This window comes from Streptomyces fodineus (assembly GCF_001735805.1).
GTDB classification, from domain to species: domain Bacteria; phylum Actinomycetota; class Actinomycetes; order Streptomycetales; family Streptomycetaceae; genus Streptomyces; species Streptomyces fodineus.
In genome coordinates this window covers 8,206,022-8,230,993 of record NZ_CP017248.1, presented here as the reverse complement: position 1 = coordinate 8,230,993, position 24,972 = coordinate 8,206,022, and the positions used below count along the sequence as shown (strand labels likewise).

At 72.0% G+C, this 24,972-nt stretch carries 27 protein-coding genes and 1 pseudogene; 19 read left to right on the top strand and 9 right to left on the bottom strand.

Translation table 11 applies throughout. The annotated features are described in order from the left end of the window. The first annotated feature begins 314 nt into the window (after positions 1-314). The 7 genes from BFF78_RS45700 to BFF78_RS35680 all read left to right on the top strand — a co-directional run bounded on the left by BFF78_RS45700 (position 315) and on the right by BFF78_RS35680 (position 6,649). The gene (locus BFF78_RS45700) at positions 315-425 is read left to right on the top strand and encodes a keywimysin-related RiPP (RefSeq protein WP_107440887.1); all 111 of its coding nucleotides are present in this window, start codon (positions 315-317) and stop codon (positions 423-425) included. Between the two features lie 25 nt (positions 426-450). Further along, positions 451-2,301, top strand: a complete 1,851-nt coding sequence (locus BFF78_RS35705; protein ID WP_069782235.1) for a lasso peptide isopeptide bond-forming cyclase — start codon at positions 451-453, stop codon at positions 2,299-2,301. 64 nt (positions 2,302-2,365) lie between these two features. Then, positions 2,366-2,620, top strand: coding sequence for a lasso peptide biosynthesis PqqD family chaperone (locus BFF78_RS35700; RefSeq protein ID WP_069782234.1), 255 nt, complete (start codon positions 2,366-2,368; stop codon positions 2,618-2,620). Beyond that, complete coding sequence (locus tag BFF78_RS35695) at positions 2,617-3,054, top strand: lasso peptide biosynthesis B2 protein (protein WP_069782233.1); 438 nt, start codon at positions 2,617-2,619, stop codon at positions 3,052-3,054. Before BFF78_RS35700 ends, BFF78_RS35695 begins: the two co-directional genes overlap by 4 nt. Further along, the gene (locus tag BFF78_RS35690; protein ID WP_069782232.1) at positions 3,051-4,883 is read left to right on the top strand and encodes an ABC transporter ATP-binding protein; all 1,833 of its coding nucleotides are present in this window, start codon (positions 3,051-3,053) and stop codon (positions 4,881-4,883) included. Before BFF78_RS35695 ends, BFF78_RS35690 begins: the two co-directional genes overlap by 4 nt. A 47-nt stretch (positions 4,884-4,930) precedes the next feature. Further along, positions 4,931-5,893 carry an alpha/beta fold hydrolase gene (locus BFF78_RS35685; RefSeq protein ID WP_079161888.1) on the top strand — a complete coding sequence of 321 codons (963 nt, stop codon included), beginning with the start codon at positions 4,931-4,933 and terminating at the stop codon, positions 5,891-5,893. A 117-nt stretch (positions 5,894-6,010) separates the two neighbouring features. Continuing rightward, entirely contained in the window at positions 6,011-6,649 is a 639-nt protein-coding gene (locus BFF78_RS35680; RefSeq protein ID WP_069782230.1) for a DedA family protein, read from the top strand. 44 nt (positions 6,650-6,693) lie between these two features. Here the strand turns inward: BFF78_RS35680 and BFF78_RS49805 are convergent, their stop codons facing one another. Further along, a complete protein-coding gene (locus BFF78_RS49805; protein ID WP_069782229.1) occupies positions 6,694-7,023 on the bottom strand; it encodes a hypothetical protein in 330 nt (109 codons plus the stop codon). A 500-nt stretch (positions 7,024-7,523) separates the two neighbouring features. Between BFF78_RS49805 and BFF78_RS35670 the strand changes: the two genes are divergently transcribed. From BFF78_RS35670 to BFF78_RS35660, 3 genes are all read left to right on the top strand, one after another. Then, a complete protein-coding gene (locus BFF78_RS35670; RefSeq protein WP_069782228.1) occupies positions 7,524-7,871 on the top strand; it encodes a VOC family protein in 348 nt (115 codons plus the stop codon). Between the two features lie 105 nt (positions 7,872-7,976). Then, positions 7,977-8,336, top strand: a complete 360-nt coding sequence (locus BFF78_RS35665) for a DUF779 domain-containing protein (RefSeq protein WP_069782227.1) — start codon at positions 7,977-7,979, stop codon at positions 8,334-8,336. A 96-nt stretch (positions 8,337-8,432) separates the two neighbouring features. Further along, positions 8,433-9,671 (top strand): phosphodiester glycosidase family protein, encoded by a 1,239-nt coding sequence (locus BFF78_RS35660; protein WP_079161605.1) that lies wholly within the window; start codon positions 8,433-8,435, stop codon positions 9,669-9,671. A gap of 20 nt (positions 9,672-9,691) precedes the next feature. Here BFF78_RS35660 and BFF78_RS35655 read toward each other — a convergent pair whose 3' ends face one another. The 6 genes from BFF78_RS35655 to BFF78_RS35630 all read right to left on the bottom strand — a co-directional run bounded on the left by BFF78_RS35655 (position 9,692) and on the right by BFF78_RS35630 (position 14,909). After that, entirely contained in the window at positions 9,692-9,886 is a 195-nt protein-coding gene (locus BFF78_RS35655; RefSeq protein ID WP_069782226.1) for a hypothetical protein, read from the bottom strand. 101 nt (positions 9,887-9,987) lie between these two features. Further along, positions 9,988-10,851 (bottom strand): phosphatidylinositol-specific phospholipase C/glycerophosphodiester phosphodiesterase family protein, encoded by an 864-nt coding sequence (locus tag BFF78_RS35650; protein ID WP_069782225.1) that lies wholly within the window; start codon positions 10,849-10,851, stop codon positions 9,988-9,990. 161 nt (positions 10,852-11,012) lie between these two features. Further along, positions 11,013-12,095 (bottom strand): acyl-CoA dehydrogenase family protein, encoded by a 1,083-nt coding sequence (locus BFF78_RS35645; RefSeq protein WP_069782224.1) that lies wholly within the window; start codon positions 12,093-12,095, stop codon positions 11,013-11,015. Then, positions 12,092-13,273, bottom strand: a complete 1,182-nt coding sequence (locus BFF78_RS35640) for an acyl-CoA dehydrogenase family protein (protein ID WP_069782223.1) — start codon at positions 13,271-13,273, stop codon at positions 12,092-12,094. The genes BFF78_RS35645 and BFF78_RS35640 overlap by 4 nt, the downstream gene beginning before the upstream one ends. Beyond that, entirely contained in the window at positions 13,270-14,235 is a 966-nt protein-coding gene (locus BFF78_RS35635; protein WP_069782222.1) for an NADPH:quinone oxidoreductase family protein, read from the bottom strand. The genes BFF78_RS35640 and BFF78_RS35635 overlap by 4 nt, the downstream gene beginning before the upstream one ends. A 101-nt stretch (positions 14,236-14,336) precedes the next feature. Then, the gene (locus tag BFF78_RS35630) at positions 14,337-14,909 is read right to left on the bottom strand and encodes a helix-turn-helix domain-containing protein (protein ID WP_069784004.1); all 573 of its coding nucleotides are present in this window, start codon (positions 14,907-14,909) and stop codon (positions 14,337-14,339) included. On the opposite strand from BFF78_RS35630, the pseudogene BFF78_RS43965 reads away from it, so the two are divergent. From BFF78_RS43965 to BFF78_RS35605, 5 genes and pseudogenes are all read left to right on the top strand, one after another. Continuing rightward, positions 14,860-15,447 (top strand): annotated as a pseudogene (locus tag BFF78_RS43965) (thioredoxin reductase); the annotation flags it as partial. The gene BFF78_RS35630 and the pseudogene BFF78_RS43965 sit on opposite strands and share 50 nt — an antisense overlap. Positions 15,448-15,530: 83 nt before the next feature. Beyond that, positions 15,531-17,069 carry an ATP-dependent DNA ligase gene (locus BFF78_RS35620; protein WP_069782220.1) on the top strand — a complete coding sequence of 513 codons (1,539 nt, stop codon included), beginning with the start codon at positions 15,531-15,533 and terminating at the stop codon, positions 17,067-17,069. Then, entirely contained in the window at positions 17,066-17,539 is a 474-nt protein-coding gene (locus BFF78_RS35615; protein ID WP_069782219.1) for an NUDIX hydrolase, read from the top strand. Before BFF78_RS35620 ends, BFF78_RS35615 begins: the two co-directional genes overlap by 4 nt. 74 nt (positions 17,540-17,613) lie before the next feature. Continuing rightward, on the top strand, positions 17,614-18,999 hold the full coding sequence (locus tag BFF78_RS35610) for an NADP-dependent succinic semialdehyde dehydrogenase (RefSeq protein WP_069782218.1): 1,386 nt from the start codon (positions 17,614-17,616) through the stop codon (positions 18,997-18,999). 25 nt (positions 19,000-19,024) lie between these two features. Then, complete coding sequence (locus BFF78_RS35605; RefSeq protein WP_193433602.1) at positions 19,025-19,258, top strand: DUF6213 family protein; 234 nt, start codon at positions 19,025-19,027, stop codon at positions 19,256-19,258. 22 nt (positions 19,259-19,280) lie between these two features. On the opposite strand, the gene BFF78_RS35600 is transcribed toward BFF78_RS35605, so the two are convergent. After that, on the bottom strand, positions 19,281-19,928 hold the full coding sequence (locus BFF78_RS35600; protein ID WP_069782217.1) for a transcriptional regulator: 648 nt from the start codon (positions 19,926-19,928) through the stop codon (positions 19,281-19,283). A gap of 189 nt (positions 19,929-20,117) precedes the next feature. Between BFF78_RS35600 and BFF78_RS35595 the strand changes: the two genes are divergently transcribed. Genes BFF78_RS35595 through BFF78_RS35585 form a run of 3 tightly spaced genes read left to right on the top strand, consistent with a single transcriptional unit; the run spans position 20,118 to position 22,933 of the window. Then, positions 20,118-21,164: a type III polyketide synthase gene (locus tag BFF78_RS35595; RefSeq protein ID WP_069782216.1), complete on the top strand. Its 1,047-nt coding sequence runs from the start codon at positions 20,118-20,120 to the stop codon at positions 21,162-21,164. A 25-nt stretch (positions 21,165-21,189) separates the two neighbouring features. Beyond that, entirely contained in the window at positions 21,190-22,404 is a 1,215-nt protein-coding gene (locus tag BFF78_RS35590) for a cytochrome P450 (RefSeq protein ID WP_069782215.1), read from the top strand. Between the two features lie 7 nt (positions 22,405-22,411). Then, positions 22,412-22,933, top strand: a complete 522-nt coding sequence (locus tag BFF78_RS35585) for a cupin domain-containing protein (RefSeq protein ID WP_069782214.1) — start codon at positions 22,412-22,414, stop codon at positions 22,931-22,933. On the opposite strand, the gene BFF78_RS35580 is transcribed toward BFF78_RS35585, so the two are convergent. Further along, on the bottom strand, positions 22,930-24,156 hold the full coding sequence (locus BFF78_RS35580; RefSeq protein ID WP_069782213.1) for an acyl-CoA dehydrogenase family protein: 1,227 nt from the start codon (positions 24,154-24,156) through the stop codon (positions 22,930-22,932). The two genes, BFF78_RS35585 and BFF78_RS35580, sit on opposite strands and share 4 nt — an antisense overlap. A 170-nt stretch (positions 24,157-24,326) precedes the next feature. Here BFF78_RS35580 and BFF78_RS35575 point away from each other — a divergent pair, with 170 nt between their 5' ends. Further along, the gene (locus tag BFF78_RS35575; RefSeq protein ID WP_069782212.1) at positions 24,327-24,971 is read left to right on the top strand and encodes a TetR/AcrR family transcriptional regulator; all 645 of its coding nucleotides are present in this window, start codon (positions 24,327-24,329) and stop codon (positions 24,969-24,971) included. Position 24,972 lies beyond the last annotated feature (1 nt).

Sequence of the window (24,972 nt, the reverse complement as noted above, 5' to 3'; positions counted from 1 at the left end):
GTGCGGTGAGCAACTGCCAGGACGCACGTCAAAACGTTTATTCGGACATGCGCACACCCCGGTCGCAGAACAATTTCGCGCAGGCAACAGCCAAAACGACGGCGGGCGCACAACCCAGGCGATTCGGATTGTGCATATCATCCGAACTTCACTCGTCCTCTTGCCTTGATCTCACGCTCTGCAGCTAGCTATTGCCGCGCCCACTCCCCGGCCCGGGTTCTGGATAAACCCCGTGCCGACCGACAGCGCACCGGGCAGTGCCCCGCGCCGTCGGTCAGGGAAGTGGTCGGACAACCCGCATGTGAGGGGTGGGCATGAAGAAGGCATATGAGGCGCCGACACTCGTCCGGCTCGGCACCTTCCGGAAGGAAACCGGGCTCCTGCAGCGCAACGGCAGGGACCGTCTGATCCTGAGCAAGAACTGACGAGCGACGGTCCTGACTCGACGTCATGACTGAACTGCACGAAAGTGCGGGGACGGGCCCCGGCGACGCGCACTTCGCGGTCTTTCCGGACCGCGCGGACGCGGCCGCCGTGGCCCGCTCCTTCGCCCGCCCCGGAAGCCGGACCCTCGCGCACGCGTCAGGCCGGCCCTGGCTGGTCGGCCACTGGCACGACACCGAGGTCCGCACGGCGGACGCCGGGGGCGCCCGCGTCGCCGTCGTCGGCTGCTGCCCGGTCGACGCCGACGACCTGCGGCGCCGGGTCGCACGGGCGCGTGATCTCGCGGAGCTCGACGCCCTGGCCCGTTCCCTCCCCGGCAGCTTCCACCTCGTCGCCGCCCTCGACGGACAGCTCAGGGTCCAGGGCACCGCCTCCGGACTGCGACTCGTCTTCCACGCGCAGATCGACGGCGTGCGGGTGGCCGCGACCCGAGCGGACACGCTCGCCGGCGTCCTGGGCCTCGAACCCGACGTGGAGGAACTGGCCGTACGGCTGCTGTGGCCCGCCCCGTACCCGCTGTTCGAGACGTCCCTGTGGCGTGCGGTCACCGCCGTTCCTCCGCAGGACGCCCTGGTCGTCGCCGCGGACGGGCGCACCGTACGGCACACCCGGTGGTGGACGCCGCCGGAGCCGGTCCGGCCGCTTGCCGAGGCGGCGCCCGTGATCCGCCGGGCACTGGAGGAGGCCGTCGGCGCGCGTACCCGCCAGGGCGGCGTGGTGAGCTGCGATCTGTCCGGCGGCCTGGACTCGACCTCCGTCTGCTTCCTGGCCGACCGCTCCCCCGCTCACGTGGTGGCCAGCACCTGGCCGGGCCGCGATCCGGGGGACACCGACCTGTCCTGGGCCGAGCGGGCGATCGGGTACCTCCCGGACGTCGAGCACGTGATCTGGGACGCCGACGCCTCGCCGCTGGTCTACGAGGACCTGCTCGGCATCGACGACCTCCTCGACGAGCCCACCATCGGCGTCATGGACCGCTCCCGGGTCCTGCACCACCTGCCCGGCCTCGCCGCACGCGGCAGCCGGCTGCACCTGACCGGCATCGGCGGGGACCACGTGGCCTGGTGCTCCGAGGCGTACTACCACCGGCTGCTGCGCACCCGACCGCTGTTCGCCCTGCGGCAGTTGCGGGGGTTCCGGGCACTGTGGCAGTGGCCGCTCGGCGGCACGGTCCGCGCCCTCTCCGACTCCCGGCCGTACGGGAAGTGGCTCGCCGACGCCGCCGGCCGGCTGCGTGGCCCGCTGCCCCCGTCCGTCGCCACGGGACTCGGCTGGGGCATGGCACCGCGTCTGTTCGGCTGGGTGACGCCCGAGGCCGAGCGGCTGGCCCGCCGGGCCCTGCTCGCCGCCGCGGCGACGGCCTCGCCGCTGCATCCGGACCGCGGACTGCACGCCGACCTGGAGCAGATCCGCTCGTGCACCCGGGTCATCCGGCAGTGGGACCGGATGGCGGCCCGCGTCGGCCTGCCGATGGCCTCTCCGTTCCTCGACGACCGCGTCATCGAGGCGTGTCTCGCCGTGCGTCCGAGCGAGCGGGTCACGCCGTGGCGGTACAAGCCCGTCCTGAGCGCCGCGATGCGCGGCGTCGTCCCCGAGGCCTGCCTGCGGCGGGCCAACAAGGCCACGGGCACCATGGACGCCTCCAACGGACTGCGCCAGCACCGCGGCGACCTGCTGGCCCTGTGGGAGGACTCACGGCTGGAGGAGCTGGGTCTGGTGGACGGCGCCGAGCTCCGCCGCCTCGCCCGGCGGCCCGCCTCGCCGGGGCTGTCCGAGGCCATCCTGTACTCGACGATCGCCGCCGAGGTGTGGCTGCGGGGAATGGCCCACAGCCGTACCCGTGTCCCACGGCCCTGACCACATCCCCCGTCAGGACACGCCAGACACGCCAGACACGTCAACACGTCAGAAAGGCCCTCACATGTCCCTGCGGTTCGGCGACCACGTCTCCACGGCCGAGACCGACTACGGCACGGTGCTGCTGGACGAACGAGGCGGCGCCTACTGGGAGTTGAACCCGACCGCCACCCTGGTGGTGCGGACACTGCTCGACGGCGCCGAGGAGGCGGACGCGGCCGCCGTCCTGGTCCGGGAGTTCGACATCGACCAGGGGCAGGCCCTGCGGGACGTCGAGACCCTCGTGCAGCAGCTGCGGAGCTCGGGGCTCGCCTCATGACGACGCCCAGCGCGCTGGAGCGGCCGACCGAGGTGCCCCTGGCCCGACGTCTGGCCGCCCGCCTCGTCCTGCTCCCCGCCGTCGCCCTCGCCCTGCTGCCGCCCCGCCGCATCCGCACCGTGCTCGGCGTCCTGCGGCACGGCGCCGCGCCCGCCACCGTCGCGCAGGCCCAGAACGCACGCGACGCCATGTGCGCCGCCAGTCTGCGCTGCGCCGGACCGAAGGGGTGCCTGCCGCGCTCCCTGGGAGCCGCACTGCTGTGCGGGCTCGGCGGAACCTGGCCGACCTGGTGCACGGGTGTCCGTGTCGTCCCGCCCTTCACCGCGCACGCCTGGATCGAGGCGGAGGGCGGTCCCGTCGGCGAGGGGCTGCCGGAGGGCTACTTCGCCCGGCTGGTGGCCGTCGCTCCGCTGCCACGGCCGACGGACCGATGACCGGCACCACGGCTCCGGACGACGGCCGGGCCGCGGGCGCCGCGGGGGAAGCGTCCATCAGCGCGGCGGTGGTCACGATGTACCGGCTCACGGCCGGGCACCGGTCCGCCATCGCCGTCGCCACCGTACTGACCCTCGTCAGCTCCGCCCTCGGGCTGGCCCGGCCGCTCGTCGCCAAGGACGTCGTGGACGCGAGCGGCCGCGGCCAGGTCATCTGGCCGCTGCTGGGGCTGCTGGGCGCGCTGTTCGTCATCGAGGCGGCGACGGGAGCCGCGGGACGCTTCCTTCTGGAACGGATGGGCGAAGGCGTCGTACGGCAGCTCCGCCACGGGCTGGTGGGGCGGCTGCTCCGGCTGGAGATGAGGGAGTACGACCACCACCGGGGCGGCGACCTCGTCTCCCGGGTGACCGCCGACACCACCCTGCTCCGGGAGGTGGTGTCGCAGGCCCTGGTCGATCTGGTGACGGGCAGCCTGGTCGCCGCCGGGGCGATCATCCTCATGGCGTGGCTCGACCCCCTGCTGCTGCTCCTGGTCGCCGTCACCGTGGCTGCGGCGGCCGTGGTCGTCGCTTCGCTGCTCACGGGTATCAGGGGCGCGTCCGCCCACATGCAGGACTCGGTCGGTGCCCTCGCCGCCGATCTGGAACGCGCCCTCGGTGCGCTGCCGATGGTCCGTGTGCACCGGGCCGAGGCGCGCGAGGCGGCCGGCATCGGCGCGCGTGTCGACGCCGCCTACGGCGCGGGGGTGCGCACCGCGAAGCTCGCCTCCGTCATGAGCTCCGCCGTCGAACTCGCCGTCCAGGGCTCCTTCCTCATCGTTCTCGTCGTCGGCGGCCTGCGCGTGGGCGGCCACGCCGGTTCCCTCGGCGACCTCGTCGCCTTCCTGCTGTACGCCTCCTACCTCGTCCTGCCGCTGTCGTCCGTCTTCCGAGCCGTGGGCCTCATCCAGCGCGGGATGGGCGCCTACCAACGCATCGACGAGGCGCTCTGCCTGCCTGCCGAGCCCACCGCACCCCGGTTCGCGGCAGACCGCGCCCCCGCACCTCGGCCGGTCAGACCGTTCTCCCCCACCAGCGAGCCGCCGGCCCTCGCCCTGCACGACGTCCACTTCGGCTACGACCCGAAGCAGCCTGTCCTGCGCGGCGTGTCGTTCGCCGTCCAGCACCGCCGGCACGTGGCCCTGGTGGGCCGGTCCGGGGCCGGCAAGAGCACGGTGTTCGCCCTGGTGGCGAGGTTCTACGAGCCGGACGCGGGCACCGTGTTCTTCGACGGGCGGCCCGCGACCGAACTCACCCGCGACGCATGCCGCCGGGGTATCGCCGTCGTCGACCAGAACACCCACGTCGTCCACGGCACCTTGCGCGACAACATCACCTACGCCGTGCCGGACGCCACGGAAGCGGAGATCCGGCGCGTCATCGAGCTGGCCCGGCTCGAAGAGGTCGTCAACCGGCTGCCCGGCGGCCTGGCGGCTGTCATCGGCGAACGCGGCAGCACCCTCTCCGGCGGCGAACGCCAACGCGTCGCCCTGGCCCGCGCGTTACTGGCCCGCCCCGCGCTGCTGCTGCTGGACGAGCCCACCTCGCACCTCGACGCGATCAACGAATCGGCGCTCACCACCGTCATGAAGGACATCGCCCAGGAGTGCGCCCTGCTGGTCATCGCCCACCGCCTGTCCACCGTGCAGCACGCCGACCACATCGTGGTGCTGCAGGACGGCCGCACCGCCGTCGGCGGATGCCACGAGGAGTTGCTGGCCTCCAGCGGCCTCTACCGAGAACTGGCCGCGAGCCAGATGCTCAGGCCGGGCGGCCGCCGCACGCCATGAAGGTCCGCGGCGCGGCGTCGAAGATCACCCCACGTACGCTCATGCACATGGTTGAGCATCGAATGGTTGACGTGAACGGCATTCGGCTGCACATCGCCGAGCAGGGCACCGGCCCCCTTGTGGTGCTCCTGCACGGCTTCCCCGAGTCATGGCACTCCTGGCACCGCCAGTTCGGCCCGCTGGCCGACGCGGGCTTCCGCGTGGTCGCGCCCGACCAGCGTGGATACGGCCGCAGCGACCATCCCGACGCCGTCGACGCGTACACCATCCTCCACCTGGTCGGCGACGTCGTCGGACTGATCCGGGCCCTGGGCGAGGAGCAGGCGTACGTGGTCGGGCACGACTGGGGCGCGCCGGTCGCCTGGCACACCGCCCTGCTGCGGCCGGACATGGTGCGCGCGGTGGCCGGCCTGAGCGTGCCGCCCCCGTTCCGGGGGGCACAGCCTCCGCTGGCCGCCATGGACGAGATGTACGGCGGCCGTTTCTACTGGAACTACTTCGAACGCCCCGGTGTCGCCGACGCCGAGTTCGCGCAGGACACGCGCACCACTCTGCGGAAGTTCTTCCACTGGGGTTCCGGCGACGCTCCCCACGCCGGCGAGGGCCGGCAGCCGCTCGTCGACGCCGATCGCGGCTGGCTCGTGGACATGGAGGATCCCGAGGTCCTGCCGGCATGGTTCACCGAGGACGACCTCGACGCACTCACAGAGAGTTTCTCCCGGGGCTTCACCGGGCCTCTCAACTGGTACCGCAACATCGACCGCAACTGGGAACTCACCGCCGCGTGGCACGGCGCCCGCGTCACCCGGCCCGCCCTGTACATCTACGGCGACCGTGACGTCGTCCCCGCCTTCCCCGGCACCCCCGAACTCATCGGGCAGCTCCCCGGGCTCATGCCCAACCTGTGGCGCAAGCCCCTGAAACTGGCGGGCTGCGGCCACTGGACCCAGCAGGAACGCCCGGACGAGGTGAACACGGCTCTCATCGAATTCCTCGAGGCCCACTCCTGAGCCCGGCCCGCCGCACCTCGTCATCCGCACCGGGAACGGTCTCGGGACGGGCGGTTTCGGGGCGGGCGGGTGATGCTGGTGAGCGAGTGCCCCTGCGTGCAGGCCAGGAGGCTCCAGGTGACAGCCGTCAACCCGTTGAACAGTGCCTCGGTGCTGGCCGCCTTCGGCGCGATCGGCGTCCTGGTGGTGATCTTCGCGGAGTCCGGTCTGCTGGTCTTCGGCTTCTTCCTGCCCGGTGACACCCTGCTGTTCGCGGCCGGTGTGCTGTGCGCCGGCAGCGCGCAGCACGCGCCCCGGCTCGCGTTGTGGCAGGTGCTGCTGTGCGCGGCCGTCGGCGCGGTGGCCGGCGGGCAGGTCGGGTACCTGATCGGGCAGCACGGCGGACGGGCGCTGCTGGCCCGTACCTCCAGCCGGCGGGTGAAGACGGCAGCCACCCGGGCCGAACAGCTGCTCGCCCGGTACGGCTACGGGAAGGCGCTGGTCATCGGCCGCTTCGTGCCCCTGCTGCGGACGGTCCTGCACCCCGTGGCCGGCGCGCTCGCCGTGCCTGTCCGGACGTTCACCCGCTGGCAGGCCGTGGGCGGGGTGCTGTGGTCGCAGCTGCTGGTGCTCGCCGGCTACACCCTCGGTAACTCCGTCCCACACGTCGACGACTATCTGCTGCCGCTGGTCGCCGTGGTCGTCGTCCTGTCGATGCTTCCCCTCTTGTTCGAGGCCCGCCGCACCCGCCGCGAACAGCGTGCCCGCCGCGGGTGACGGCGCGCTGTGCCGTCACCCGTCTGCGGCAGCGTTGTGGCTGGTCACGCAGTTCCCCGCGCCCCCCGATACCTGGCCCGGCCCCCGACCACCGTCGGCTCCGCCAGGTGGGTGTCGGACACCTTCTGCGACGACCCGGGTGCAGTGCTGTGGTCGGGCCAGTATGCGTGCGCCGACTCGGCGCGGGCGATCCGCAGCCGCAGGAACCGGGCCTCCTCGGCCTCCAGCGTGGTGTGGACGGCGAGGCTGCCGCCGTGCGCGTCGATGGCGTGCCCGCCGGTGAGGCCGGACGCGGCCATGGCGCGCAGTACCTCGGCCGCGGTCGGCCGGGGGGGGACGGCCTCGACGAGTTCGCAGGCGGCGTCCTCCAGCAACGGGCCGGTGGGCCGCCCGTCGGCGCCACAGACCCGGCGAGGGCCGAGCGCGCGTCGAACAGGTCGATGAAGGCCGGTACACCGTCGGCCATGTGCTCCAGCCGAGCGCGGCCGTCTACGCCACCGGCATCCTGCTGCGCCGCAACCGTCACGACCGCCTCGCCCTCGGCGACGAGTCCCGCACCGGGCCGGAATGCCGGCCCTCGGAGCGGGCGTGGCCGCCTCCGCGGTGTGCGTCGACACCGCCCACACCGGGTCCGCGGGCTCACGTCGCGCCGAGGAAGCCGGGGTCGGCCGGGCCGAGCCGCCTCGCCGCCGGGCGAAGTCGGCGTCCGCTGAGGGGACTTGGCGCATCGACACCGCCCGCCGGTGGTCGCGGCGAGCGCCTCGCGCGCTTGCTTGGCCCACAGAACGGATGGACGGTGATGCCTGTCTTCTCAGGCCCACGGCCGACTACTCTGGCCGCCGTCCACGACCGCCCCACCCTCCGGAGCCGCGAGATGCACGTACGCCGTGTCGTGCCCAACGTCCAGTCCACCGCACTGCCGCAGAGCGCGGAGTTCTACGGAGTACTGGGCTTCGAGGAGGTCATGAACCACGGCTGGATCGTGACTCTGGCTTCCGCCGGGAACCCTGCCGTGCAGCTGAGCCTGATGACCGAGGACCGCACCGCGCCCGTCGCCCCGGACCTGAGCATCGAGGTCGAGGACGTGGACGCGGCGTACGCGGCGATGCGGGACCGTGGCGCGGAGATCGTGCACCCGCTGACGGACGAGGAGTGGGGCGTACGGCGGTTCTTCGTGCGGGATCCGAACGGCCGTGTGGTGAACGTCCTCAGCCATCGCTGAGCCCGTTCGGGCAGGGCGACGACGCGTGCTGGACGGGTCCGTGACGACCCGTGAGACTGGATCGGATCGGACGCTCCGCGCCCCGGCTCTTCAGGACGGTGACCCATGGATGAGGAAACCCCGCGCGTCGAACTCACCCCTCAGGCCGCGGACCTGGTGCGGCGGCTGCACGCCGAGCACGGTCCGCTGATGTTCCACCAGTCCGGCGGCTGCTGCGACGGCAGCGCGCCCATGTGCTACCCGGACGGCGAGTTCCGCACCGGCGGCTCGGACGTGCTGCTGGCGGAGCTGACGGTCGACGGTGTCGCCGAGCCCGTCACCTTCTGGATGTCCCGGAGCCAGTACGAGGCCTGGAGCCACACCCGGCTGATCGTGGACGTCGTCCCCGGACGAGGCAGCGGATTCTCGCTGGAGGCCCCCGAGGGGGTGCGTTTTCTCACTCGTTCTCGCGTAGTCGACGGCTAGTCGGCCCCGTGGTCGCCCCGTTCTGGTCCACTGCCCCGTACAACCCGTACGACAGCCCGTACGACAGGGACAGTTGACGAGACATCAGGGGGCACGATGACCAGACGTCACAGGGGTTCGGCAGCGGGCAGAGCGGTTCTCACGGTTGTCACGGCATTCGGTCTCCTGGCCGGTGCGGCCCTCGCGGGGGCGGCACCGGCCGGTGCCGTACCGGAGGGCAAGCAGATCGCGCCGGGTGTCACCTACCGGCAGTTCGACATCGAGGCGGCCGCGGGCCCGGCCCACGCCCATCTGCTCACGGTCGACCTGGGCAACCGCCACGTCCGCGTGAATCTGCTCCACCCGGGCGCGGTGGCGGCCCGGGAGACCGTCTCCCGGATGGCGGACTCGGCCGGGGCGGTCGCGGGGGTCAACGGCGACTTCTTCGACATCACCGAGACCCAGCACCCGGGCGTGGAGGCCACCGGCGCGAGCGTCGGACCGGCGATCGCGGACGGGCAGGTACTCAAGGCGGCGGTGCCGACGGGCCAGCGGTTCGGGCCGTCGCTGCCACCGGGCACGAGCACGCGGGACGTCTTCGGTGTGGGCACCGACCGGCGGGCCCGGCTGGACCGGCTCTCCCTCGCCGGCACCGTGACCACGCCGGACGGCTCGATCCCGCTCAAGGGCCTCAACCAGTACGCACTCGCGCAGAACTCCGTCGGCGCCTTCACCTCGGCCTGGGGCAGCGCCTCCCGGATGCGTGCCGTGTGCGGCACCGACACCCAGCGCTCGGCACCGTGCAGCGGCGACACCTACGAGGTGAAGGTCCAGGACGGCCGGGTCGTCTCCGTCTCCGGCTCCCCGGGCAGCGGCTCGATCCCGGCGGGCACCACGGTGCTGGTGGGCCGCGAGGCCGGTGCCCAGCGGTTGCGCAAGCTCTCCCTCGGTGACGCGGTGAGCGTGACGCACCGTCTGGTGGCGGCCTCGTCCGGGGTGCCGTACGCGTTCGCGATCGGCGGCTTCCCGGTCCTGAAGGACGGCACGGCGCTCTCCGGCCTCGACAACGCCACCTCGGCGGTGCGCACGGTCGTGGGCTTCGCCGGCGGCGGCCGGCGACTGCTCATCCTGGCGCTGGACGGGGCCGCCGCCTATCGGACCGGTATGACGGTCGCGGAGGAGGCCGGCACCATGCGCGCGCTGGGCGCCTCCGACGCGTTCAACCTCGACGGCGGCGGCTCGAGCGAGCTGGTCACCCGCGACGCCGGTGCGAGCGCCGTGACGGTGCGCAACCATCCGAGCGCGGGTGCCGAGCGCCCGGTCGCGAACGGCGTCGGGGTGTTCTCGGCCGGCTGATCCCGGGGCGTCGGCTGATCTCAGGGCCGCAGACTGCTCACCAGGTCTGCGGCCGTGGTGATCCCGCTGTGGATGGCGGGCGCCATGCACGTGCCGGCCAGGAAGAAGCCGAGCAGCGTGCAGACCAGGGCGTGGGAGATCTTCAGCGCACAGTTGCGAATGAAGATCACGGCCAGGACCAGGAGCAACAGCACCGCAGAGATGGGAATGACCACCGGGAACCTCCTCCGCCACGCCCCTTGAGTGGCGTTTCGGCCGCAAGTGTGGCGTAGCGGAGGGTTCGTCCGGGCGGCTGACGTGTCCCCCAAACGTGTGGTTACGCGGTGGGGCGGGCGTCGAGGAAGGCCTCCAGGCCGGCCAGGTCGTCGGTGTTGAGGTAGTCGACACCGGCGGCGAGCAGTTCCGTCCACAGGGCGTCGCGGGCCGGGCCCGCGGCGTCCGGGGTGGCCCAGAACCGCACCTGCTGCCCGCGCGCGTGCGCGGCGGCGGTGATGCCCCGCAGCTTCTGCCGCTCGGCGTCGGGGAACGCACCCGCGCCGGTCCAGGTGAAGTTCTGCGTCCAGTTGTCGCTGATCAGCGAGATGAAGGAGGCCGGTGCGGAGCTGCCGAGGTCGGTGAGCCGGCCGTCGTAGAAGGCGCGCCGCTCTGCTTGGGCCTCCATGGGGCTACGGGCCGCGCGGTCGCCGGAGATGACGGCGGTGACCGGTCCCGGGTGGATACGGCCGTGCGCGTACCGGGTGAACAGGTGCGGACGGCGGCGCAGATGGCGGTCGAGTTCGAGGTACGTCGAGGAACCCTCGGTCTTGATGTCGATCAGCAGCTGCAGCGGCCTGCGCCGGCCCCGGTACACCGAGCCGTGGTTGGCGCCGGCCAGGGCGGCGAGCGGGTCGAGGTAGAGGGATTCGAGGGTGCGGGAGGGATCCAGCTCGGAGCTGTCGTGGCCGATGAGGAGCTGATCACCGACGAGGAAGATGTCGGCCTCGACGCTGCCGAAGCGGTGGCCGAGCGCGTCGAACAGGGGATGCGGGTGCTCGTAGTCGTTGTGGGCGTGCGCGTTCCACAGCGGACGCGGACCACACGGCGAGCCGCCCGCCCAGGCCTGCGCCGCGGGCAGGGCGACCGCACCGGCGAGGGCGGCGCCGAGGGTGGTGAGGGCTCTGCGACGGGTAGTGCGGGCCATGCTCTGCCTCCCTTGAGGTGCCGGATGGGACCGAAGGGAGTATGCGTGCCCTTGCCACCGAACGGGCCTTGTCTCGCGGGGAGTTGGCGCGTTGTTCACCTCGCCGGAACCGGCACACGGAGAAGCCCGCCCCAGGTGGGGCGGGCTTCACACGGGTGGTGTCAGGGTGCCTGGAGGTCGACCAGTTCGGCCAGCGCCTCCCGATGGGCTCCCGCCGTGCCATAGGCGATCGAGTCGGCCTTGGCCCGCTTCAGATACAGGTGGACCGGGTGCTCCCACGTCATACCGATGCCACCGTGCAGTTGCAGAGCCTCCTCCGCGGCGTGGACGGCGACCGGCGCCGCGTACGCCTGTGCGACGGCGACCGCGATCTGCGCGTCCTCGCCGCGGGCCAGCGCATCCGCGGCCCCCCGCGCAGCGGCCCGCAGGTTCACGACCTCCAGCCACAGCTGGGCCAGCCGGTGCTTGAGGGCCTGGAAGCCGCCGACCGGCCGGTTGAACTGCTTGCGTTCCTTCAGATAGCGGACCGTCTCGGTCAACGCCCAGTCGGCAACGCCGAGTTGCTCGGAGGCGAGCAGTCCCGCGGCGGCGCGCAGAGCCCGTCGTACGGCGGGTTCGGCCGCGCCGATACGGCGCCCGGGAGCACCCTCCAGCCGTACCGTCGCCAGGGGCCGGGTCAGGTCCAGGGAGACCTGCGGGGTGACGGTCACGGCGTCCGCGGCCACGGCGTACAGGCCGCCGTCGTCGGCCGGGACGAGCAGGACGTCGGCCACGGCCGCGTCGGCGATGCCGGTCAGTTCCCCGGTCAGGGTGCCGTTGTCGAGTCGTACGGCCTTGACGGCGGCGTCCGGGGCCGAATGCAGGCCGACCGCGAGGGCGCCGATGGTGCGCCCGGAGGCCAGCCGTCCCAGCAGCTCCTCGTCACCGCAGGCCAGCAGGGCCTCGGTGGCCACGACCGCGCTGCTGAGATACGGCACGGGGGCGACCGCCCGGCCCAGCTCCTCCAGAACCACGGCGACTTCGCGGGCGGAGGCGCCCTGGCCGCCCTGTTCCTCGGGCACCAGGAGCCCGGCCAGGCCCATGCCCTCGGCGAGGGACTTCCACACGGCGAGGTCGTGCGGGGTGTCCGACTCGGCGCGGGCGATGACGTCCGCCGGGGCGCAGTGGTCGGTGAGCAGGTCGCGGACGGCGGCCCGCAGCGCCTCTTCCTCCTCGGAGTACAGCAGGTCGGGCTGTGTGCTCATCGGGCCAGGTCCTTCCAGGCGACGTCCTTGTCGGTGCGGGGCTCGGCGGGCAGGCCGAGGACCCGCTCGGCGACGATGTTCAGCAGGACCTCGGTGGTCCCGCCCTCGATGCTGTTGCCCTTGGCGCGCAGATAGCGGTACCCGGCGTCGCGGCCGGTGAAGTCGACGAGTTCGGGCCGGCGCAGCGTCCAGTCGTCGTACAGCAGGCCCTCGGCGCCGCGCAGTTCCACCTCCAGGCCGCTGATCTCCTGGTTGAGGCGGGCGAAGGCGAGCTTCATGCCGGCGCCCTCGGGGCCGGGCTGGCCGGCGACGAGCTGCTGGCGCAGGCGTTCGGCGGTGAGGCGGGAGACCTCGGCCTCGACCCACAGCTTCAGCAGGCGCTGGTGCAGCTCGTGGGTGCGCAGCTCGGGGCGTTCGCGCCAGGTCTGTGCGACCGGCCCGATCATGCCGCCCTCGCGGGGCAGCCGCATACCGCCGATGGCGACGCGCTCGTTGTTGAGGGTGGTCTGCGCGACCCGCCAGCCGTCACCGATCTCGCCGAGGCGGTGGGAGTCGGGGATGCGGACGTCGGTGAGGAAGACCTCGTTGAACTCGGCCTCGCCGGTGATCTGGCGCAGGGGCCGGACCTCGACGCCCGGGTCGGTCATGTCGCAGAGGAAGTAGGTGATGCCCGCGTGCTTGGGCACGTCCGGGTCGGTGCGGGCGATGAGGATGGCCCAGCGGGAGTTGTGGGCGCCGGACGTCCACACCTTCTGCCCGTTGACCAGCCAGGTGTCGCCCTCCCGTACGGCCCGGGTGCCGAGCGCGGCGAGGTCGGAGCCGGCACCGGGCTCGCTGAACAGCTGGCACCAGACCTCCTCCCCCGTCCACAGCGGCCGCAGAAAGCGCTGCTTCTGCTCCTGCGTGCCGTACTTCAGGATGGTCGGCGCGGCCATGCCGAGCCCGATGCCGTTGCGGCGCGCGTCGTTGTCGGGGGCGCCCGCGGCCTCCAGTTCGGCGTCCACGACGACCTGGAGGTGGCGCGGGGCGCCCAGTCCGCCGAGGCCCTGCGGGTAGTGCACCCAGGCGAGGCCGGCGTCGAAGCGGGCCCTGAGGAAGTCCAGGCGGTCGGTGCTCGCCGGGGGGTGCTGCGTCAGCAACTCCCGTGTGCGGCGGCGCAGTTCTTCGGCGTCGGTCATGCTGCCTCCTCCATCACGACGGCGATCCGGCCGGTGGAGCGGCCGTCCGCCACCTTCTGCACGGCCGCGGCGGCCTCGGTGAGCGGCACCCGCTCGCTGACCAGCGGCTTGATCGCGCCCCGGGCGGCCAGTCCGGTCAGTTCCTCGTGGCAGCGCAGGATGAGCTTGGGGTTCTTGGTGGCGTACAGGCCCCAGTGCAGGCCGAGGATCGAGTAGTTCTTCACCAGGGCGTGGTTGAGCGCCGGGCTGGGAATGGTGCCGCTCGCGAAGCCGACGACCACGATCCGGCCCTCGAAGGCGACGAGCTTGGCGGACTGGGCGTAGGCCTCCCCGCCGACGGGGTCGTAGATCACATCGGCACCGCGTCCGCCGGTGGCCTCCTTCACGGCCGCGATCACGTCCTCGGAGCGGCGGTCGACCACCACGTCACAGCCCAGCTCGCGGGCCACGGCGGCCTTGTCCGCGCCGCCGACGACCCCGATGACGGTGGCGCCGGCCGCCTTGCCGAGCTGGACGGCGGCGCTGCCGACGCCTCCGGCGGCGGCGTGCACGAGCAGGGTCTCCCCCGCCTCCAGGTGCGCCCTGCGGTGCAGGCCGAACCAGCCGGTCTGGTAGCCGATGTGCAGGGCGGCGGCCTCGGCGTCGTCCAGCGCCTCGGGCGCGGGCAGCAGGGCGCGGGCGTCGGCGAGGGCGTACTCGGCGAAGCCGCCGTACGGGAGCGCGGGGTTGGCGATCACCCGGCGGCCGTCCTCGGTCTCGCCGCAGATCTCCACGCCGGGCGTGAACGGCAGCGGCGGGCGCACCTGGTACTGGCCCCGGCACAGCAGCGCGTCGGGGAAGTTGATGTTGGCGGCCCGCACCCGCAGCAGCACCTGGCCGTCACCGGGCGTGGGCGGCTCCACCTCCGCCAGGCGCATCACCTCGCTCGGCTCGCCGTTCTCGTGCACTTGCCATGCCTGCATGCGGGGCCTCCACGGGACTGCTTCGTCTGACCGGGTCCGACCGCATACTAAGCGGTCGCTTGCCGATCAGGGAACAGCCGATCGGCCAACAGTCGGCTGTGTCACGTACGAGCCGGCCGCGCCCGTACGTGCATCCGCTCGCCCTGCGGCCCGAACAGGCTCAGGAACTCCACCGGGCCCTCCCCCGTCGACCCGAACCAGTGCGGCACACGCGTGTCGAACTCGGCGGCCTCCCCCGCCGACAGCACCACGTCGTGCTCGCCGAGGACCAGCCGCAGCCGGCCCGAGAGCACGTACAGCCACTCGTAGCCCTCGTGGGTGCGCGGATCCGGCTCCTGCTTCCGCTGCGGTTCGAGCACCTTGAAGGCCTGCAGGCCGCCGGGCTGCCGGGTCAGCGGCCAATGGGTGCGCCCGCCCCGCACGATCGGCTTCGACCGCACCCGCGGGTCCCCCACCGGGGGCGCGCCGACCAGCTCGTCCAGCGGCACCTGATGGGCCTGGGCGATCGGCAGCAGCAGTTCGAGGCTGGGCTTGCGCAGGCCGGACTCCAGCCGGGAGAGGGTGCTCACCGAGATCCCCGTCGCCTCGGACAGCGCGGCCAGGGTCACCTCCCGCTCCTTGCGGATGCGCCGCAGCCGCGCACCCACTTCCGCCAGTACGTCGTCTGTGCTCATGACCGCCATTGCAGGATCGGCAAATACGTTTGTCAATCCCGCGGCCCGGCGCCGCACCCCTGGTGGTCGACGCGGGTGAGCCGCGCAACGCGCCGTCCGCGCACCTTCAGGGCTATCTCTCCCGGGACGGCATGTCACCGGCCGAGTTCCCGGCCGTAGGACGCGAGGAGATCGCCCGGTACGGGGTGGAGCTGGTCCGGGACCGGGTCGTGGACGCGGCCGGAGGGGAGGACTTCACCGTCGTCCTCGCCGGCGGCCGGACGGTGCGGGCCCGGCAGCCGGCGATCGCCACGGGCCTGAAGGACGAGCCGCCGCTGCCGGGGCCGGCCGGGCGGTTCGGCCGGGACGGGCGCTGACGGACGACGACCTGCGCCGGCCGGCCGTCGCCGGGGTCACGGTCGTACCCGGGAGGGTCGCGGAACTCGTCGTGACCGAGGACCGGCTCACCGGGGTCCGGCCGGCGGACGGTACCGTCCACGAGCGCGCGGTCCTGTACGCCGCCCCGCGCGCCGTCGCCGGCAACGACCTGCTCCTGAAGGCGATCAACGGGGAGCTGCTGTTCGCCGATCTGGACGCGACCGCCGGGGTGTAGCCGCCGCGGCTCCGGTGCACGATGACTGCATGCTGCTCACCCGGCTCGCCCAGGTGTCCCGCCAGGTCGCCGCCACGTCGGCCCGGTCCCGCAAGACCGCGCTGCTCGCGGAGCTGTTCCGGGACGCGGAGGCGGACGACGTGCCGATCGTCATCCCGTACCTGGCCGGGCGGCTGCCGCAGGGCCGGCTCGGCGTCGGCTGGAAGGTGCTGAGCCGCCCGGTGCCGCCGGCCGCCGATTCCACCCTCACCGTCCAGGAGGTCGACGCCCTGCTCAGCGAGCTGGGCAAGGTGTCCGGACCGGGCTCGCAGGCGGAGCGGGCCCGGCTCGTGGGCGAGCTGATGGGCGCGGCCACCGAGGAGGAGCAGCGTTTCCTGCTCGGCCTGCTCACCGGCGAGGTCCGCCAGGGCGCGCTGGACGCGGTCGCGGTGGAGGGCCTCGCCCAGGCGACCGGCGCGGATCCGGCCGCCGTACGCCGGGCGGTGATGCTCGCCGGGTCGCTGCAGACGGTCGCCCAGGCCCTGCTCGCCGAGGGGCCCGGGGCGCTGGAGAGGTTCCGGCTCACCGTGGGCCGCCCGGTGCTGCCGATGCTGGCGCACAGCGCGTCCTCGGTCGCCGAGGCGGTGGAGAAGCTGGGCGCCTGCGCGGTGGAGGAGAAGCTGGACGGCATCCGGGTGCAGGTCCACCGGGACGGCGACACGGTCCGGGTGCACACCCGCACCCTGGACGACATCACCGGCCGGCTGCCCGAAGTGACCGCCGCCGCCCGGGAGTTGCGGGGCGAGCGGTTCATCCTGGACGGGGAGGTGATCTCCTTCGACGCGGCCGGGCGGCCCCGGTCCTTCCAGGACACGGCGGGCCGGGTCGGCTCCCGGACGGACGTGGCGAAGGCGGCCGGGGAGGTCCCGGTCTCGCCCGTCTTCTTCGACGCCCTGTCGGTCGACGGCACCGATCTGCTGGACCTGCCCTTCGCCGAGCGGCACGCGCGGCTGGCCCGGCTGGTGCCCGAGCCGATGCGGGTGCGCCGGACGGTCGTCTCCGGGCCGGGCGACCTCGCGGCGGCGGAACGGTTCCTCGCCGAGACCCTGGACCGCGGGCACGAGGGCGTGGTGGTCAAGGCGCTGGACGCGCCCTACAGCGCGGGGCGGCGCGGCGCCTCCTGGCTGAAGGTCAAGCCCGTGCACACCCTCGACCTGGTCGTGCTGGCCGCCGAGTGGGGCCACGGCCGTCGCACCGGCAAGCTCTCCAACCTCCATCTCGGCGCCCGCGACCCCGACGGCGGCTTCGCGATGCTCGGCAAGACCTTCAAGGGCATGACCGACGCGATGCTCGCCTGGCAGACCGAGCGGCTGCAGGAGCTGGCCGTGGAGGACGACGGCTGGGTGGTCCGGGTCCGCCCCGAACTCGTCGTGGAGATCGCCTACGACGGCCTCCAGCGCTCCTCCCGCTACCCGGCCGGAGTCACCCTCCGCTTCGCCCGCGTGGTCCGCTACCGCGAGGACAAACGCCCCGAGGAGGCCGATACCGTGGAGGCTCTGCTGGCGGCCCATCCGGAGGTCAGGCCGTGACGGTGCGAGCGACGAAGCGCAGTGCGGGACTGCTGGTGTTCCGGCACACCGATGAGGGGCTGGAGGTATTGCTCGGCCATATGGGTGGTCCCCTCTGGGCGAAGAAGGACGCCGGGGCATGGACCGTCCCCAAGGGCGAGTACGAACCCGACGAGCCCGCCTGGGAGGCCGCCCGGCGCGAGTTCCAGGAGGAACTGGGACTTCCGCCGCCCGACGGGAGGGCCGTACCGCTGGGCGAGGTCGTGCAGAGGAACGGCAAGATCGTCACGGCGTGGGCGGTGGAGGCGGACCCGGATCTGGCGGGATTCGCCCCCGGCAGCTTCACCATGGAGTGGCCGCCGAGGTCCGGCCGGGTGCGGGAGTTCCCGGAGCTGGACCGCGTGGAGTGGCTCGGCCTGGACCGGGCCCGTGCGCTGATCATCGCGGCGCAGACCACGTTTCTCGACCGACTGGCGGAGCACTCGGCCTGAAGGGACTCCACGCGTTGCGTTGGGCGGTACCGCGCGCGAAGGTCGAAGCAAGCCCGCTCCCAGGGAGGTCAGCCATGCCCATCGCGACGGTGAACCCGGCGAACGGCGAGACGCTCAAGACGTACGAGCCCATGGGCGAGGAAGAGCTGGAACGCCGGCTCCAGCTCGCCGCGGCCACGTTCCGCACCTACCGGGCCATCTCCTTCGTCGACCGCGCCCGGCTGCTGCTGAGGGCCGCCGATCTGCTGGACGAGGACCGGCGGGAGATCGGGCGCGTGATGACCACGGAGATGGGCAAGCCGATCAAACAGGCCTGGGCGGAGGCCGCGAAGTGCGCCAAGTCGATGCGCTGGTACGCCGAGCACGCGGAGACGCTACTGGCCGACGAGGAGCCCGCCGAGGCGGATGTACGGGACTCCGGGGCCTCCCGGGTACGGGTGCGGTATCGCCCGCTCGGGCCGGTGCTCGCGGTGATGCCGTGGAACTTCCCGCTCTGGCAGGTGATCCGCTTCGCGGCGCCCGCGCTGATGGCGGGCAACGTGGGCCTGCTCAAGCACGCCTCCAACGTCCCCCAGACGGCCCTGTACCTGGAGGACCTGTTCCACCGGGCGGGCTTCACCGAGGGCTGTTTCCAGACGCTGCTGATCGGGTCGGGCGCGGTGGACGACATCCTGCGCGACGAGCGGGTGAAGGCCGCGACGCTCACCGGCAGTGAACCGGCGGGCCGGGCGGTCGCCTCCACGGCCGGGGAGATGGTCAAGAAGACGGTCCTGGAGCTGGGCGGCAGCGACCCGTATGTCGTCATGCCCTCCGCCGACCTGGACCGGGCGGCCGGGGTCGCGGTCACCGCGCGCGTGCAGAACAACGGGCAGTCCTGCATCGCCGCCAAGCGGTTCATCGTGCACACCGACGTCTACGACGCCTTCGCCGAGAAGTTCGTCGCCGGGATGAAGGCGCTCAAGGTCGGCGACCCGCTGGAGGAGGACACCGAGGTCGGACCGCTCGCCAGCGAGCAGGGACGCGACGATCTGGAGGAACTGGTCGACGACGCCAGGCGCGGCGGCGCCGGGGTGCTGTGCGGGGGCGAGCGGCCGGACGGGCCGGGCTGGTACTACCCGCCGACCGTGCTGGCCGGGATCACCCGGGAGATGCGCATCCACCGGGAGGAGGCGTTCGGGCCGGTCGCCACGCTGTACCGGGCCGGCGACCTGGACGAGGCGCTGCTCATCGCCAACGACTCGCCGTTCGGGCTGAGTTCCAATGTGTGGACGCGGGACGACGCTGAGGTGGAGCGGTTCACGCGCGATCTGGAGGCCGGATCCGTGTACGTCAACGGGATGACCGCCTCCCATCCGGCGTTCCCGTTCGGCGGGGTCAAGCGGTCCGGGTACGGGCGTGAGCTGTCCGGGCACGGAATCCGGGAGTTCTGCAACATCACCACGGTTTGGCAGGGTGCGTGAGCGCTGCGCGGCTAGCATCCGGTTTGTGAACGGCGAAGTGACTCTGCCTCTGATCGTGGACGACCGTGGGGCCTTGCAGGTGGCCGCGGCCGATGTGAGTAAGTTGCTGCGGACCGTGGGGGCGCGGTGGCTGCGGCTTGTCGAGGCCGGGGAGCAGGGGTTGGACGAGGATACGGTCGCCGCTTTGACCATCGAGTTGGCCAAGCTGGCGGATCGTATCGACGTGGCTTGTATTGCGCACAGCAGTGGGGCGCCGTAGCTCGCGCTGCGAAGCGGGTGAGTCAGCTCAGCGTCGCCCAGAACATGCTCTCGTACCTTTGGAGCAGGGTTCCGTACGTGTGCGCGCTGTTCGTGTCCAGGGTGCCCGTGTCCAAGCCCGCCTGTACCGCCGCCGTCGCCTGTGCGTCCAGGTCCGGGGCCGGTGCGGCGAAGAAGTCGAAGAAGGCGCAGGCGGCGTCCCCGAAGCCGTAGTGCGTGCGCAGGCCCTGGGCGATGCGGGCGCAGTAGTCGCCCCAGGCCGAGAAGTTCGCCGTGAGGGCCAGGACGACGTCCGCGGGGGCGGCGTTGAGTGCCAGCCAGGAGACGTAGGCGGGGTAGGCCTGGCAGCCGGCCAGGGGGACGTAGGCGCGGGAGCGCTCGTCGGTGGCGCCGCAGGCCCGGGCGAAGGCGGTCAGGTGCTGTGCCGCCAGGTCCTCGCCGGTCGCGAGCGTGGTGAAGAAGGCCGCGGCGGCGGGGTCGGCGCGCTCGGCCAGGTGCTGGAAGGAGCGGCGGTCGGCGGGGATCACCCACTGCTGTTCCAGGGCGAGGCGGGCCAGGGTTTGCGGGGGTGCCTCGCCGCGTTCCACGAGCGGGACGAAGGGGTTGGCCTCCGGGTCCGGGGCGAGTGCCCTGGTGGTCGTCTGCAGCAGATCCCCGGCCGTTGCCGTCATGGTGTTCTCCCTCGCGCGGACGTGCGGCTTCTCGTCCGAGCCTGACACGGGGGTCCCCGGTCTGGAGTAGTTCGGCGAGAGATCGTCGCCGGTACGGGTGATCGTGGGTGAACCACCTCCTGAAGGTGAACGACCTTCAGACCGGCGGGCAGCAAAGGCCTTCCGGAAGGCTGAAAGCAGGCACGCTTCATGGCGACTTTGTGCAGACCCTCAGTGTCGGTTCCGGAGCACGTGATCACGATGGAGGAGACGCTGGAGCTGGCGCGCTCCCGGCACGCGGACCATCCGCAACTGCCGCTCGCGCTGCGGCTCATCGCGAACACGGGCGTCAAGACCCGGCACATCGTCCAGCCCATCGAGGAGACCCTCAAGCACCCCGGCTTCGAGGAGCGCAACAAGCTCTACGAGGCGGAGGCCAAGGCCCGGGTCCCCGCGGTCATCCAGCGGGCGCTCGACGACGCGGAGCTCCTCACCACCGACATAGACGTGATCATCTACGTCTCGTGCACGGGCTTCATGATGCCCTCGCTCACGGCGTGGCTGATCAACGAGATGGACTTCGACTCCACCACCCGACAGCTGCCCATAGCCCAGTTGGGCTGTGCGGCCGGCGGCGCCGCGATCAACCGCGCGCACGACTTCTGCTCGGCCTACCCCGAGGCCAATGCGCTGATCGTGGCCTGCGAGTTCTGCTCGCTGTGCTATCAGCCCACCGACCTCGGCGTCGGCTCGCTGCTCTCCAACGGCCTGTTCGGTGACGGCATAGCCGCCGCCGTGGTCCGCGGCAAGGGCGGCACCGGCATCGAGCTGGAACGCAACGGCTCGTACCTGATCCCGAAGACCGAAGAGTGGATCATGTACGACGTCCGGGCGACCGGGTTCCACTTCCTGCTCGACAAGCGGGTGCCGGCCACCATGGAGCCGCTGGCCCCGGCCCTGCAGGACCTCGCCGGGATGCACGGCTGGGACGCGTCCGACCTGGACTTCTACATAGTCCACGCGGGCGGGCCGCGCATCCTCGACGACCTGAGCAAGTTCCTCCAGGTCGACCCGCACGCCTTCCGGTTCAGCCGGTCCACCCTCACCGAGTACGGCAACATCGCGTCCGGCGTCGTGCTGGACGCCCTGCGCCGGATGTTCGACGAGGGCGGCGCCGAGGACCGGGCGCGCGGGCTCCTCGCCGGGTTCGGACCCGGCATCACCGCGGAAATGGCGCTGGGCCGCTGGCGCAGCTGAGACCGAGAGACGGCATGAATACGGCATGACCGAAGAGACGCTCACCGAGACCCTGCCCCCGATCCGGCACTGGCCGGCGCTCGACCTGCCCGGGACGGACTTCGACCCGGTGCTGAGAGAGCTCATGCGCGAAGGACCGGTCACCCGCATCCAGCTGCCCAACGGCGAGGGCTGGGCCTGGCTGGTGACCCGGATGGACGACGTGCGCATGGTGACCAACGACCCCCGCTTCAGCCGTGAGGAGGTCATGAAGAAGCCGGTCACCCGGCTCGCCCCGCACTTCATCCCCGACCCGGGCGCGGTCGGCTTCCTCGACCCGCCCGACCACACCCGGCTGCGCCGCTCGGTGGCGGCCGCCTTCACCACGAAGGGCGTGGAGCGGGTGCGCGAGAAAGCGCGCGCCATGCTGGACGAACTGGTCGACGAACTCCTCCAGGACGGCCCGCCCGCCGATCTCACGGCCACGATCCTCAGCCCGTTCCCGATCGCGGTGATCTGCGAAATGATGGGCGTCCCGGCCGCCGACCGGCACACCATGCACACCTGGACCCAGCTCATCCTGTCCTCCTCGAACGGCAAGGAGGTCAGCGAGAAGGCCAAACGGGAGATGGCCGCCTACTTCTCCGATCTGATCGGGCTGCGCGAGAACAGCACGGCCGAGGACGTCACCTCGCTGCTCGGCGCCGCGGTGGGCCGGGGCGAGGTCACCCTGGAGGAGGCCGTCGGTCTGGCCGGTCTCCTCCAGATCGGCGGGGAGGCGGTCACCAACAACAGCGGGCAGATGTTCTATCTGCTGCTGACCCGCCCCGACCTGGTGGCGCGGCTGCGCGCGGAACCGGAGCTCCGCCCCAGGGCGATCGACGAGCTCCTGCGCTGGATCCCGCACCGCAACGCGGTCGGCCTGTCCCGGATCGCCTTGGAGGACGTGGAGATCCGGGGTGTGCGGATCCGCGCGGGCGACGCGGTGTACAACTCCTACCTGGCCGCCAACCGCGATCCGGAGGTCTTCCCCGATCCGGAGACCATCGACTTCTCCCGCAGCCCGAACCCGCACGTCTCGTTCGGTTTCGGCCCGCACTTCTGCCCCGGCAACATGCTGGCCCGGCTGGAGGAGGAACTCATGGTGGACGCCCTGCTGGACCGGATTCCGGGCCTGAGGCTGGCCGTACCGCCGGAGCGGGTGCCCTTCAAGAAGGGCGCGCTGATCAGGGGCCCCGAGGCCCTGCCGGTGACCTGGTGAGCAGCCCATGACGGAGACCGAGGGACTGTACGTACCGCCGGGCCACGGACGTGTCGTGGAGACACCGGCCCAGCGGGTGACGTTCAAGGTCACCGGCATGCACTCGCGGATGGCCTCCACCTTCGAGGTGGAGGTCCCGCCGGGCTTCGACGTGGGCGCGCATGTGCACACGCGCAGCGAGGAGTTGTTCTACGTCCTGGACGGCGAACTGGATGTCCTCGCCTTCGAGCCACGCATCCGCACCCCCGACAACTGGCAGCGGTGGGAGTCGAGTTCGGGCAGCCGGGTGCTACGGGCGACTCCCGGCACGGTCATCGTCGTACCCCCGGGCTGCCCGCACGCCTTCGCGAACCCGACGGACACGCCCGCGAAGATGTTCTTCCAGGCGAGTCCGCCGCCGGATCACGAGCGCTACTTCGAGGAGCTGCTGGAGATCCTGGGGAACGGGGGTCCGCCGGACCAGGAGGCGATCGAGGCGCTGCGGGCCAAGTACGACATCGAGCAGCTGACGCCGCTCAGGCATCGTTAGCGGATGGGCAGGCCCGAGAGGGTGCGGGCGATCACCAGGCGCTGGATCTCGCTCGTGCCCTCGAAGATCGTGTAGATCGCGCTGTCCCGGTGCATCCGCTCGACCGGGTACTCACGGGTGTACCCGTTGCCGCCGAGGATCTGCACGGCCTGCGCCGTGACCTTCTTCGCGGTCTCGCTGGCGAACAGCTTGGACATCGAGCCCTCGGCCGCGGTGAACGGCTTGCCGCTGACGGCCATCCACGACGCCCGCCAGACCAGCAGACGTGCCGCGTCGATCTGCGTCCGCATGTCCGCGAGCTGGAAGGCGACGCCCTGGTTGTCGATGATCGGCCGCCCGAACTGCTCGCGGGTCCTGGCGTAGTCGAGGGCGACCTCGTACGCGGCCCGGGCGGTGCCGACCGCCATCGCGCCGACGGCCGGGCGGGACGCCTCGAACGTGGCCATCGCCGCGTTCTTCACGCGCTCCCCGCCGGCCCTGGCCTTCTCGCGGGCCCGGGCAAGACGCTCGTCCAGCTTCTCCTTCCCGCCCAGCAGGCAGGAACCGGGAACGCGGACGTTGTCGAGGATGACCTCGGCGGTGTGCGAGGCGCGGATGCCGTGCTTCTTGAACTTCTGGCCCTGGGCGAGGCCCTGCGTGCCCGGCGGGACGATGAAGGACGCGTGGCCCTTGGATCCCAGCTCCGCATCGACGCTGGCGACGACGACGTGGACGTTCGCGATGCCGCCGTTGGTCGCCCAGGTCTTCGTGCCGTTGATCACCCACTCGTCCTTCGCCTCGTCGTACACGGCACGCGTGCGCATGGCGGCGACGTCGGAGCCGGCGTCGGGCTCGGAGGAGCAGAACGCGGCGACCTTGACGTCGTTCTGGTCGCCGTACATCTGCGGGATCCAGGTGCCGATCTGTTCCTCGGTTCCGTTGGCGAGCACGCCGACGGCGGCCAGGCCGGTGCCCACGATGGACAGGGCGATGCCCGCGTCGCCCCAGAACAGCTCCTCCATGGCCATCGGGATGCCGAGGCCGGTGGGGTCGAAGTACTGCTGCGCGTAGAAGTCGAGGGAGTAGATGCCGACCTTCGCGGCCTCCTGGATGACCGGCCAGGGAGTCTCCTCGCGCTCGTCCCACTCGGCGGCGGCGGGCCGGATCACATCGGCGGCGAAGCCATGGAGCCAGTCCCGGACTTCCCTCTGTTCGTCGTTGAGCTCCATGGTGAACTCGGCCATGTCCCCTCCAGCGGCGGCGATACGGTGTTACTAGCGGTAACCCGAGTCTGTTACCGACGGGTAGGAAAAGTCAACCGTCGATGACGTCTCGGTATCCCGTTCGATGTCAGGGGCACAGTCAGTGTTAGTTTGCGCAGGCGTCACCGAATCAGCACGGGTGGGGAGAGCACATGGACACCACACAGCGGACCGATCAGCAGCGGTCCGCCGACCGCCGACGGCGCGAGCTGCTGGAGGCCGCCGACCGCGTGGTGCTCCGCGACGGCCCGCAGGCGTCGATGAACGCGATCGCCGCGGAGGCGGGCATCACGAAGCCGATCCTTTACCGCCACTTCGGCGACAAGGGCGGCCTTTACGCGGCCTTGGCCAAGCGGCACACGGACGCGCTGCTCGATTCGCTGCGGGCGGCACTGGACGCTCCGGCCGATCGGCGGGAGCGGGTCGAGTCGACGCTGGATACGTATCTCGCCGCGATCGAGGCACGGCCGCAGGTGTACCGGTTCCTGATGCATCCGGCGGACGGCAGCGGGAGCGGCGACCAGGGCTTCGACGTCGGCAAGCACAGCGCGCCGCTCCTTAGGCGGATGGGCGAGGAACTGGCCCAGGTCATCGAGGAACGGGTGGACCTCGGACCGGAGAGCCAGCAGCTCGCGCGGGTGTGGGGCCATGGGATCGTCGGGATGATGCATGCCGCCGGCGACTGGTGGCTGGGGGAACGTCCTTGCTCCCGGGCCGAGTTGGTGCGCTCCCTCGCCGATCTGCTGTGGGGGCGCCTCGCGGCCGCGGGGGACAGAATGGGGGGTCCGGGGTTCTAGG